The following is an 11,310-nucleotide window of genomic DNA, read 5'->3' as shown; positions in this document are numbered from 1 at the left end:
TTATATCGCTGTAACCGTTGAGTGTTCTTTCCTATAGTCAGCCTCGTAGCCCTGACAAAATGCAACATAAATGCAACAATGCGAAAACAGTGACGGTGCAGCGAGAAAATCAATGGCATGTGCAAGCGAACAGGACAATTTTCAGCAGTGGCTGGCGCAAATTAACCAGGTTTGTGGGCGCTTTGCGGCACGTCCGTTAGAGGGGGCGTTTCTCGGCGAACTGGAAACCAGCTATACCCAAAGTCTGAAGCTGAGCACGGTGACCGCCGCAGGCGTTAACCTGTTTCGCACCCGTCAGGAGATCAAAAACGGCAACGACGCCTGGTTCTACACCGTGTTTCAGCTGGAAGGCAGCGCCGGAATCGAACAGGACGACCAGCGCGCGCTGCTGAAAGCCGGGGATATCACGCTGATTGACGCCTCCCGCCCGTGCTCCATTTACTGGCAGGAGCGTTCCCGCCAGATTTCGCTGCTGCTCCCGCGACAAATCATTGAGCAACACGCGCGTTTTCAGGAAGTGAGGTGCGCGTTGCCCCTCTCCCGCAGTCTGCCTACCGTACAGCTGAGCTACCGACTGTTACAGGAGAGCATGGGCAATGCCGATCTCAGCGCCAGTGAAAGCGAAGCGGCGCTGGAGGCGATGGTGTGTCTGCTGCGTCCGGCCTTCCAGCAGCATGACGAGGTGCTGCCGCGCAAGGAGCGTCAGTTCCGCCACGTTCTGTCCCTGATTGACGATCATATTCAGTCGGAGGCGTTAAGACCGGAGTGGATAGCCTCAGAGAGCGGCATGTCCGTGCGTAGCTTGTACCGCATGTTTGCCGGGAAAGGGCTGGTGGTGGCGCAGTATATTAAGAACCGTCGCCTCGATTTATGCGCTCAGGCGCTGCGTTCCATCGGCGATGACGAAAAGCTGGCGGGCATTGGCTACAGCTGGGGCTTTACCGACCATAGCCATTTTTCCACCGCCTTTAAGCAGCGTTTCGGGGTTTCGCCGGGCGAATACCGTAAGCGTTACCGCTAGTTACTTTTTCAGCCATTTGCCGTTAATCCCCTTCACGTACTCACCCGGCTGCGCGCGGGCCACCAGCTTTTGCCCCGCCATTTTCGCCACCTCGTCGACGGGCAAATTATTGCTGTCAGCAAGCTGCTGGTAACTTTCCGTGCGTGCGGCGTTGATACGGTTCACCAGCGCCAGGGTTTCAGCGTCGTGCTGAACGGGCGCAAGATAGCCGCTCAGGGTTTCCCCTACGCGCCCCTGGGTGCGCGCATCGTTGAGCGTAAGCGTGGCGGCGTGAACGTTCATCCCCAGCGCCAGTAACATCAGAGCTAATCGTTTCATGGCATCCTCAGAACAGATCGCTGCGGGATTTCAGCAGGGCTTCGACGTCTTTATCCACCTTGATATGGATTTCATGCTCGATTTTCACGTTCATGTTGATGGTGATCGGCTCTTTGGGCGCCGCCACTTCAATGCGCGGCGTGCAGCCTGACAGCAGCGCGACGACGGCCACGGTGAGTACACCCGCCCTCTTTTTCATTGTTGTTCCTCACTTTCCTTGCCTGTCGAACCGCGGAGAAGGGGTATCGCCGCATGTTGCTCAAACCATGTTTGCAGATTGTCCCCAAAGCGCAGGCTGCGCCAGAGGGTAAAAATGTTCTCTTCATGGGTGTAATTCAGGTTAACGAAGCTGCTTTTGCCCTCGACGCGGCTGGTGCCTTTAATGGCCGCCTGCATGGTTAACACACCCAGATTATCCACATTGAGTTTTGTCCACGACTGCGAAATTTCCATATAGCGGAGCCAGTTGATCGCCGCCCCGGCAACCACGTTGTCTTTCACAATGGCATCCGCCGTGTCCTGGTCGATGCGCAGCGTCATCGGCCCCGGGTTGGTCAGCCAGCCATCTTTAATGATCCATTTCTCATTGTCCAGCCAGAACGGCAGCGCGCCGCTCACCGGGCCGGACATGGCAAACTGCTTCGGATTTACCGCGCTTATCAGTTCGCTGGAGGAAATATTATCCACGCGCAGTAAAGCCGGATCGTGCTGCGGCATTCTCAACTGCTGCATGGTGATTTTCCCGCCGAGCGCTTCCACCTTCACGTTGGTGAGCAGGAGCGGGTTCGCTTCGGTCCAGGGATAATCGCCCTGGAGATCCGCGGTGATATTTCGGGCTGTGACCAGGTTTTTCACCTCGTCGATTCGTAACGTTACCGGTCCGCGCGTGCCCAGTGACCAGGTGCCCTGGCTTAAGCGGAACGGCAGAACAAAATCAACGCCGTTGATTTCGTTATCCGGCATCCACGCGCTGCCCGCTTTCAGCACCCCGTGCCCCCCGGCCTCAAACCCCTGGTCGGGGGCCGCTGAGAAAGCCACCTGCGCGTACATTTCGCCGCCGCGCAGGGTCATTTTCCAGTCTGGCGGGATCAGCGGCTGGAACACTGTAAGAGACTGTTTTGGCCACCAGGCCTGACCGCGGAGGCGTTCGCCGTCCCAGCGTCCATTCACCTGGACCGGGCCGATGTCGTCCGCATGAAGGTTCCCTTTAAACTGGAACACCGTCGGATCTGTCCCGTCAACGCTGAAGGTCAAAACGGACGGCGGCAGCACGCTTCCGCCTGAAAAGCTTGTTTGCCCGGCATTGAGCGCGAGCGCACCGCTAAAGGAGGGGTTATCCGGGTCCCGCGACCAGCGCACCGGGTGATCCAGCACCAGGCGCGGTTTGCTGACCAGCATCGTGCCGTACTGCAATTTGTCGAACCCCGTGGAAAGATCGGTCAGTTCGATAACGTTGTCGCGCCACTCCCCGGTTCCCCGGACATCCCAGCGCGCGTTCATCGGCGTGAAGTTCCCTTTACCCCAGTAGCGCCACTGCCACAAACCGTTGTCCGGTAAAAAGTCGTTAGCCTGGCCGTCCAGATGCAGCTCAAAATTGCCCATCTCGTTTTCATGCGCCCGCAGAATGGCTTGCAGGCGGCCGTCCACGCCCTTTTGCGTGAGCTTCACGCCCGCCAGCGGCCAGCGGATCTCATCGATATCCAGCGAGTCAATGATGCGTCCGCGCGAGCGCAATAGTGCGCCGGGTTCAAACGTAAGCTGCGGATCGTAAAGGCTGCCGGTCAGCTTCGCCGGGAGTCTGGCATACAGGATCAGATCGTTTTGCTTGGCTTCCCCGCTCAGGTGCAGCGGCATAGCGCTGTTTTCCATACTGAGCGAGCCGGGACCGATATTCAGCACCGCGTTGCCCTTACCCGCGTCCCCCTGGGTCAGCACGTTGAGCCGCCCCGTGAAGGTGGCTTTCTCCAGCCCCTGCTGCCAGTTATCCACCTTCAGGCCGATGCGACCGCTCATCGGCATACCGGAGGCTGACCAGTTCCAGCGCCCGTCGCTGATGGTCAACTGCTGAGCGGTGATCTGCCACGGTAAATCGAGCAGCGGATCGGGGTTGTCCCGCGCCATAACCACCAGCTGGCCCTGATTATCCTCCCAGTCCAGATCGGCATCGACCAGCGAGGATAACTGTGGCACGTTAAAGGTCGCGACCGTATGCCCTTTCACCGGTACGCCGTCCGGCACCAGCGGCAGGGTAAATTCACCGACCAGCTTCACGGGCTGCGACTGGTCCGGAAGCTGCACATCGAACTGGCTGATGGAGAGCGTCTGGCCGCGCAACTGCCCCTTAATGCTCACCTGCTCGCCTTTATAGGTGATGTCCTGGCGGGCTGGCGTGAGTGAGGCATGCAGCTCACCCTCCCACTGCTGCCAGGGAGAAAGGGTAAAACGGTGGATGGTCAGCCAGGTGTTGGGCAGGATGGTCTGCCACTGCGCCAGCGTTTTCGGCGCCACCGTAGACGGCGCCGATTGCGGTAATTTGCTCAGGCAGACAGAGTTAAGTTCAAGTGCGCCAATATCCAGATCCCAGCGGCTGGGGTGTGACAGGGTCACGTTTTCCATGCGGGCAATTTCGCACTCTTCTACCAGATAACGGAGATCGGGGATGATCAGGGCGTGGCGCGTGAGCCGTGGGCTTTTTTCAAACGCGATGCGTGTTCCAACGGGAAGCCAGATCCCGGCGAGCGTGGGCACCCACTGGGCGAGCGTCATCAGCAGCGTCAGCGGCACAAGAAATAGCAGCAGTAAAAGCGCGATTGCGGCTTTGTATTTACCCTTCATGGGCAGTTAATATCCTGATTTTGCGAAATAAATAAGCCGTTCTTGCCGCTCATTGTCGCATGTTTAGCCAGTCAGTTGAAGGTAATGCCATTTTTAAGAGTAGATGCTCTACAATAATTCATAGAACTTATTGATTTCAATGAATTTTGAAAAATTGTAAGATAATTTTAAACATGCTAACGTGGTTCCAAAATCACTGGAGAAAGTCTTATGAAACTCGCGGTATATAGCACAAAGCAGTACGACAAAAAGTATCTGCAACATGTTAACGAGACGTACGGTTTCGATCTTGAATTTTTCGACTTTCTGCTGACTGAAAAGACGGCTAAAACCGCCCACGGCTGCGAAGGCGTGTGTATCTTCGTTAACGATGACGGTAGCCGACCGGTACTGGAAGAGTTGAAAAAACAGGGCGTGAAATATATTGCCCTGCGCTGCGCGGGCTTTAACAACGTCGATCTCGATGCCGCCAAAGAGCTGGGTCTGAAGGTTGTTCGCGTTCCGGCCTATTCTCCGGAAGCCGTGGCAGAACATGCCGTCGGGATGATGATGTCGCTCAACCGTCGTATTCACCGTGCCTATCAGCGTACCCGTGATGCCAACTTCTCTCTTGAAGGGCTGACTGGCTTTACCATGTACGGTAAAACCGCAGGCGTGATCGGTACCGGCAAAATTGGTGTGGCCGCCCTACGCATCCTGAAAGGATTTGGCATGCGCCTGCTGGCGTTTGATCCGTACCCAAGCGCCGCTGCGCTGGAGCTGGGCGTGGAGTATGTCGATCTGAAAACGCTCTTCTCGCAGTCTGATGTTATCTCCCTGCACTGCCCGTTGACCCCGGAAAACTATCACCTGCTTAACCAGTCGGCGTTCGACCAGATGAAAGACGGCGTGATGATCATTAATACCAGCCGCGGCGGACTGATCGACTCTCAGGCCGCTATCGAAGCGTTGAAAACGCAAAAAATCGGCGCGTTGGGTATGGACGTGTATGAGAACGAACGCGATCTGTTCTTTGAGGATAAATCTAACGACGTGATTCAGGACGACGTGTTCCGTCGCCTGTCGGCCTGCCACAACGTGTTGTTCACCGGCCACCAGGCGTTTCTGACCGCCGAAGCGCTGATCAGTATTTCGGAAACCACGCTGGGGAATTTACAGCAGCTTGAAAAGGGCGAAGCGTGCCCTAACGCGATCGTTTAAGACCGTCAGGCCGGGTGGCGGTAACCTCTGCCCGGCCAATAATAAGCCCATCAGAAAAATAAGCACAGGTTAACTATTAAGATGGCTAACGTTCATCGTAAATATAACAATCAAGGATATGACTGTTCCGGTGTGACCATATCAGAATGAGGCTCTGCTGAAGGCTGCGTGATTTGCTGCACTATCGTAACCAGTTGTTCAAAAACAGCTCTCATTTGCGTCGGGTAGGTTAAAGACAACCAGGTTGCCAGCACTGCTCCAGCCAAAAAGCCCAACTTCATACACCATCCCTAATAAATTTAGCGAGATACAAGCTTTAACGTATGTGTGGTGCCGGGTGCCTCCCGGTGAGTCGTTGGTCAGCCACCTTGACCCGCTACTGATTGCCTAAGCTACACGTGCTGTTTAGCCCCTCCGCACAGGGGGATTCACCACGCGAGAAAAATAACACAGTGCCCCGGCTGGTTTAGGGGATATTTCGTTTAAAAATAAATAATGACCATACAAAATTAATCTATAACTGTTTTCAGGAACCCTTCTACACTTTAAGCGGATATATCAGTAATAAGATTAATATAAGTCAGTTTTATTACGTCCCTAAATGCTGGGCTATTTACTTAGCCTTCACACATGTTGCCATTAGCAGAGGAGTCTGAAATATGGCATTCGTAACAACGAAAGATGGTGTCAGTATTTATTACAAAGACTGGGGTCCGAAGGATGCGCAGCCGATCGTTTTCCATCACGGCTGGCCGCTGAGCGCCGATGACTGGGATAACCAGATGCTCTTTTTCCTTGCAGAAGGCTTCCGCGTCATCGCCCTCGACCGTCGTGGTCATGGTCGTTCCGATCAGGTAAGTGAAGGTCATGATATGGATCATTATGCCTCCGACGCATCAGCCGTGGTCGAAAGCCTTGATTTGCGTAATGCCGTGCACGTCGGCCACTCCACCGGCGGAGGCCAGGTCGCCAGATACGTTGCGAAGTACGGCCAGCCTCAGGGGCGGGTGGCCAAAGCGGTACTGGTCAGCGCCGTTCCTCCGCTGATGGTAAAATCAGACACGAACCCCGGCGGTACGCCCATTGAAGTGTTCGACGGCTTCCGCCAGGCGCTGGCCGCTAACCGCGCCCAGTTTTACCTCGACGTCGCCAGCGGTCCTTTCTATGGATTTAACCGAGACGGAGCAGAGGTTTCGCAGGGAACAATCCAGAACTGGTGGCGTCAGGGTATGATCGGTAGCGCCAAAGCCCACTATGATGGCATTAAGGCATTTTCAGAAACCGACCAGACGGACGATCTCAAAGCTATCACCGTTCCCGTGCTTGTGTTGCAGGGTGATGACGATCAGGTCGTCCCGTATAAAAATGCCTCCCTTCTTCAGGATAAGCTGCTCGCAAACAGCGAGCTTAAAATCTATCCAGGCTTCCCGCATGGGATGCATCCCACGCATGCAGATACCATAAATGCCGATATCCTGACGTTTATTCGCTCATAAAGACGTTGATTATCCATAAAACAACCGGGCACCACGCCCGGTTCTCTTTTGCGGCAAGAATTGAGCGACCATTTCAGGAAGAAACGCTTACAGGAGTTTGATTTTTACTTCATACCCCTCCAGGCCTGTCATGGCCTCACGAGCGATAAACTCAATTTCAGATACTTCCTGCCCTGTTTTTTTTCGTAATTCTGCAATTTTTTTGGCGATAAGCGCTGAAATTTCTTCCTCTGCCTTTTGCGTCATTGCGTCAACTTTCATATTTACCTCTTGCGGCCGTTTACTGTTTCCAGTATCTAACTGGTTTTAACCATAACCCTATGTAAAGCGTAGACTATCTGCGTTACGTATGCTGCCTTCACCTTGAGATGAGGGGCAGATGGGGCCATTGCATTTAAATATGCATTTAGATTGCATTATTTGAATAAGCTGTTATTGTGCCAACGCCTTAGAGCACATAAACATAAGAAAAGATTTGACTCAAACTCGCCCCGCACCAGGGGCATTTTTTTTGCTCCCTATAAGCAAAAAACCCGCCATGAGCGGGTTTCTGCGTTATTCGGAAAGATTATTTGAAGACTTCTGCTACGGCCTGGAAGTTAGGGCCATGCTCTCGAGCAGCGATGATGACATAGTATTTCCCGCCCTTCTCATCTGCCAGTTTCGAGAGTTTTTGATGAAGATCTGAAGGTGAAGAAATTTGTCCACCTGAAGCCCCTACAGATACATTGCCCAGGTATTCAAGTTTGAAGTGGTGCGCTTCATCTTTGGAAATCATATCTGCCGCAGATGCGCCAAAGCTTGCAACTGTTAAAGCCAATACACTCCCTAATAGTGCTTTTTTCATATCATTCCTCCTGTTAATAAATCTATCTATTTAACATTAGCATCAAATATGGGAATGATCCGTGCCAATGTCGTAGAGAGACTGAGCGATAAGCGTCGCCTTATTGAGCATTATTACCTGCCCTCTCTGACGCAACCTGCGATTACAGCAGGTTCATCTACTATACTGACCTGTGCAGTTAGCATTTATCTGCCCGGTTGCGCGTTAGGTAACCGAAACTTACCTGTACCATGACCATCAGGAGAACAATATGCACACGAGTAAAACCCTGAAAAGGCTGCTAGCCGTATCAGCAGTTGCAGCAATGTTCAGCACCGTTGGCGTACAAGCCCAGACGACAAGCGCCGCGCAAACTAACGCTGCGGGCCAGGCTCAACCGGACGCCAGACTCAGCTCCGGCGACGAGAAAGCGTTAAAGGACATGGCGCAGGCCAATATCAACGAAGTCGCCGCCGCCAGGCTCGCCCTGGACAAGGCCCAGACCAGTGAAGTGAAAACATTCGCCCAGAAAATGGTCGACGACCACGGCGCCGCCCTGACCAAAGTGCAGGCCGTTGCCCAGAAAAAGGGCGTAGAGCTGCCGACCGAGCCAGACGCCGCCCATAAAGCCCTGAACTCAAGGCTTGAAAACCAGCGCGGTGACGCTTTTGACAAAATGTATATGGAATATGCTGGCGTGAAGGACCACGAGAAGGTGCTGTCGAAGCTTAAGAGCGACGCCAGTAAAATCGACGATCCGGATGTGAAAGCTCTGGCCAACGAGCACACGCCAGTCGTTGAGCAGCATCTGAAGTCCGCCGAGCAGATGTCAACGCGTGCTGGCGCATCAGCCGATAAATAAGTGCGTCGGTGAAACGACTACTGCAAAATAAAGTGGGGCCCGCAGGCCCCACGCTTATTTCACCTTCCTGATGAATTATTCCGGCAACGCGTAGACAACTACCTGATCGCCTACCTGATCCTTCAGGATCGTGTTCCCGCCAGCCACGAAGGCCACATACTGCCGACCCTTATATTCATACACGGACGGGTTCGCTACCGCTGGAGCTTCTGCCTGATCGGACCACAGCTCTTCACCGCTCTCTACCGAGTAGGCACGCACTTTGGCATCCATTGAAGCACCGATGAAGATCACGCCACCCGCCGTCACTGCAGGGCCACCAATGGTAGGCGAACCCCAGCTTTCCGGCATGAAGAAGCCATACTGCTGTGAGGCGCCAACCGGACGACGCCATTTCACATCGCCCGTGTGCATGTCTATCGCCACGATTTCACCAAACGGCGGTTGCCAGCACGGCATGCCCAGCCAGTTGCTCGCCACCAGCAGACGCATACCGTACGGGGCGCCTTCCTGTGGGGCAAAGCCGCTTTCGTTGCCGGAGTCTTTGTCCGCGTTATCGTAATCCTCACGGCTGTAGAGCTTCACGTACTGAACGATATGCGAGGTGTTGACGATGGCGATCTGTTTTTGCGGATCGAACGCCACCCCGCCCCACTGCACGCCGCCAGCGCTATCGGGATAGGTGAGCGTGCCTTCGCCTTTGGTGGTAGGCGGAGTATACATTCCCTCATAGGTCAGGTTATCCCACAGGCGAGAGCACTGGCCGCCACCGACGATATCCGCCAGCTTCCAGATTTCCGGCTTTTTCGACTGGTCGAGCAGCGGCGCAGGTTTGGTCGGGAACGGCTGTGTAGGCGAGAGAACTTCGCCCTGGACCGAACCATCACCCTGCGGAACCGGACGCTCTTCGATTGGCCATACGTCCTCCCCGGTCAGGCGGTTAACCACAAACAGGAAGCCCTGCTTGGTGGCCTGAACCAGCGCCGGGATCTGCTTGCCGTCTACGGTGATATCCATCAGCGTCGGGGCAGAGTTGATGTCGTAATCCCAGACGTCGTGGTGTACCCACTGACGGGACCAGACCACTTTACCGGTGTTGATGTCCAGCGCGGTGGTGGAGGTGCCAAGCGGAATTGCGTCGACGCGGTTGCCGCCCCAATAGTTGGGAGACGGCGATGAGACCGGGAGATAGACCAGCCCATTGGCCTCATCGGCGGACATGTGCGTCCAGACGTTGGCGGTACCGGTACGCTTGCGGATCTCTGCCGGTATCGCCTCAAAGGTCCATTCAAGCATGCCGGTCTGGGCGTTGACAGAAAATACGGTACCCGGAGGCGCTTCGGCATAGGCCCAGTCTTTCCCGGCCCAACCCACCAGCAGATGGTTGCCGACGACGGTTGGCGGTTGCAGGACAGAGAGCGGATACTTGGCGTTAACGGTGTTCCACTGATTCAGATCCAGCACCCCATTGTCCGCAAAGCCGCTGCACGGTTTGCCTGAATCGGCGTCCAGCGCAAAGAGCTTGCCGTCAACGGTGCCCATATAGACCATCTTCTGGCACGCCTCTCCCTTCACCGGATTTTTGGCCTGCCAGTAGGAAACGCCGCGGTTTTTCAGCACCGGTTGGGTCAGTGCCTTGCGCGACGATTTGGTGTCATAGTGCCACTTCTCTTTACCCGTGCCCGGCTCCAGCGCAATCAGGCGATCGAAAGGGGTGCCGATGTAGAGCGTGTCGTTAGCGAAAATGGGCGTTGCGGACCACACGGTCGCTGGCGTATCACCTTTACCATCCGAGACGTCGCCGGTATGGAACTCCCAGACTTTCGTTAATTTACTGACGTTATCCGCCGTGATCTGGGTAAGCGGGCTGTATTTCTGCGCGTTAAGCTGGCCGTGGAAGCTGTCCCAGGTTGGCGTGCCGGGCACCAGCGGCGTCGCTGGCTGGCTGGCCGAGGCGACTTTCTTTCCGTCACCGCTACCGGTTGAGGCATCGTCTGTGGTTTTTGTGGTTCCAGGCGCCTGCTGATCGGCCGCATCAATATTCAGTGATTCCTGGGTCCCCTGAGAGGCCTCAGCGGCTTTATCCTGCGCCTGCAGCGCGAACGGGGTGACCAGCAGCGCCAGCGCCGTCATGCTGACTTTTATGAAGGGATAATGCTTATCGTTATGCACGGGCGGCTCCTCAGGTTCTGACGGAATGGTTGTAACGGGCGGAATGGCTGCTCAGCATAATCAGACCAATCAGGCCGACCACCATGGCTGCCGTTATGATGTACTGGTGCAGCAGCGCGGCGGCAAAACCAATACCCGCCAACACCACCAGGGTGACAATAATCAGGAAAACACGCGCCCCGCGCCCCGATGCCGCACGTAACACAAAGATCAGTATCGCCAGCACCGCGCTGGCAATGGCCACGCCCAGTGCGCCAATGGTGCCTGTGACGCCGGTAAGCGGCGTCCACCAGGCGTATAGCGCCACCGCGAAGCCTATAACCGCGGCCAACAGCAGCAAAATAGTGCCGACGCGCGAAGATTGAGAATGCAACATACCAGGAATCCCCCTCTAAAAAATGCAAAATGGACCAACATTAAGGCGTTTTCGTGGATATATGTCCCTGCTGTTCGCGCGTGCAATGGCTATTAAAACAACGCGACGTGAAAAACGGCGGCATATTTCCCTAAACGTAACTGAGTATAGAAGAGGATTTTTTAAAGGGGCGTTTATCCGGCGAGTCCCCTTCCTCACGTTGAG

The 11,310-nt window shown here is 55.0% G+C and carries 11 protein-coding genes; 4 read left to right on the top strand and 7 right to left on the bottom strand.

Annotated elements, in window-relative coordinates; genetic code table 11:
* Positions 1 to 112: 112 nt before the first annotated feature.
* Positions 113 to 1,021 (top strand): transcriptional regulator FeaR, encoded by a 909-nt coding sequence (gene feaR, locus ACOT0L_RS10235; protein ID WP_023300024.1) that lies wholly within the window; start codon positions 113 to 115, stop codon positions 1,019 to 1,021.
* On the opposite strand, the gene ACOT0L_RS10230 is transcribed toward feaR, so the two are convergent.
* Genes ACOT0L_RS10230 through ACOT0L_RS10220 form a run of 3 tightly spaced genes read right to left on the bottom strand, consistent with a single transcriptional unit; the run spans position 1,022 to position 4,174 of the window.
* Positions 1,022 to 1,339, bottom strand: a complete 318-nt coding sequence (locus ACOT0L_RS10230) for a YdbL family protein (protein ID WP_022648010.1) — start codon at positions 1,337 to 1,339, stop codon at positions 1,022 to 1,024.
* A 7-nt stretch (positions 1,340 to 1,346) separates the two neighbouring features.
* Positions 1,347 to 1,538, bottom strand: a complete 192-nt coding sequence (locus tag ACOT0L_RS10225; RefSeq protein WP_003857369.1) for a YnbE family lipoprotein — start codon at positions 1,536 to 1,538, stop codon at positions 1,347 to 1,349.
* On the bottom strand, positions 1,535 to 4,174 hold the full coding sequence (locus ACOT0L_RS10220) for a YdbH family protein (RefSeq protein WP_126503726.1): 2,640 nt from the start codon (positions 4,172 to 4,174) through the stop codon (positions 1,535 to 1,537). The genes ACOT0L_RS10225 and ACOT0L_RS10220 overlap by 4 nt, the downstream gene beginning before the upstream one ends.
* A 210-nt stretch (positions 4,175 to 4,384) precedes the next feature.
* On the opposite strand from ACOT0L_RS10220, the gene ACOT0L_RS10215 reads away from it, so the two are divergent.
* The gene (locus ACOT0L_RS10215) at positions 4,385 to 5,374 is read left to right on the top strand and encodes a 2-hydroxyacid dehydrogenase (protein ID WP_022648008.1); all 990 of its coding nucleotides are present in this window, start codon (positions 4,385 to 4,387) and stop codon (positions 5,372 to 5,374) included.
* Between the two features lie 659 nt (positions 5,375 to 6,033).
* Positions 6,034 to 6,870, top strand: a complete 837-nt coding sequence (locus ACOT0L_RS10210) for an alpha/beta fold hydrolase (RefSeq protein ID WP_368995246.1) — start codon at positions 6,034 to 6,036, stop codon at positions 6,868 to 6,870.
* An 87-nt stretch (positions 6,871 to 6,957) separates the two neighbouring features.
* Here the strand turns inward: ACOT0L_RS10210 and ACOT0L_RS10205 are convergent, their stop codons facing one another.
* Together ACOT0L_RS10205 and ACOT0L_RS10200 are read right to left on the bottom strand one after the other, a co-directional pair.
* Entirely contained in the window at positions 6,958 to 7,131 is a 174-nt protein-coding gene (locus ACOT0L_RS10205; RefSeq protein ID WP_022648006.1) for a GnsA/GnsB family addiction module toxin, read from the bottom strand.
* A 307-nt stretch (positions 7,132 to 7,438) separates the two neighbouring features.
* Positions 7,439 to 7,717 (bottom strand): DUF1471 domain-containing protein, encoded by a 279-nt coding sequence (locus ACOT0L_RS10200; RefSeq protein ID WP_003857380.1) that lies wholly within the window; start codon positions 7,715 to 7,717, stop codon positions 7,439 to 7,441.
* A gap of 250 nt (positions 7,718 to 7,967) precedes the next feature.
* On the opposite strand from ACOT0L_RS10200, the gene ACOT0L_RS10195 reads away from it, so the two are divergent.
* Positions 7,968 to 8,558 (top strand): DUF4142 domain-containing protein, encoded by a 591-nt coding sequence (locus tag ACOT0L_RS10195; RefSeq protein ID WP_022648005.1) that lies wholly within the window; start codon positions 7,968 to 7,970, stop codon positions 8,556 to 8,558.
* 75 nt (positions 8,559 to 8,633) lie between these two features.
* Here ACOT0L_RS10195 and ACOT0L_RS10190 read toward each other — a convergent pair whose 3' ends face one another.
* Complete coding sequence (locus tag ACOT0L_RS10190) at positions 8,634 to 10,730, bottom strand: pyrroloquinoline quinone-dependent dehydrogenase (protein WP_126503724.1); 2,097 nt, start codon at positions 10,728 to 10,730, stop codon at positions 8,634 to 8,636.
* Between the two features lie 10 nt (positions 10,731 to 10,740).
* Positions 10,741 to 11,106, bottom strand: a complete 366-nt coding sequence (locus tag ACOT0L_RS10185) for a hypothetical protein (RefSeq protein ID WP_023300020.1) — start codon at positions 11,104 to 11,106, stop codon at positions 10,741 to 10,743.
* Positions 11,107 to 11,310: the final 204 nt, after the last annotated feature.

Source organism: Enterobacter cloacae complex sp. XAL002 (genome assembly GCF_049236805.1).
GTDB classification, from domain to species: Bacteria; Pseudomonadota; Gammaproteobacteria; order Enterobacterales; family Enterobacteriaceae; genus Enterobacter; species Enterobacter intestinihominis.
The sequence above is the reverse complement of the archived record's forward strand: the minus strand, read 5'-3'. Positions and strand labels throughout refer to the sequence as shown.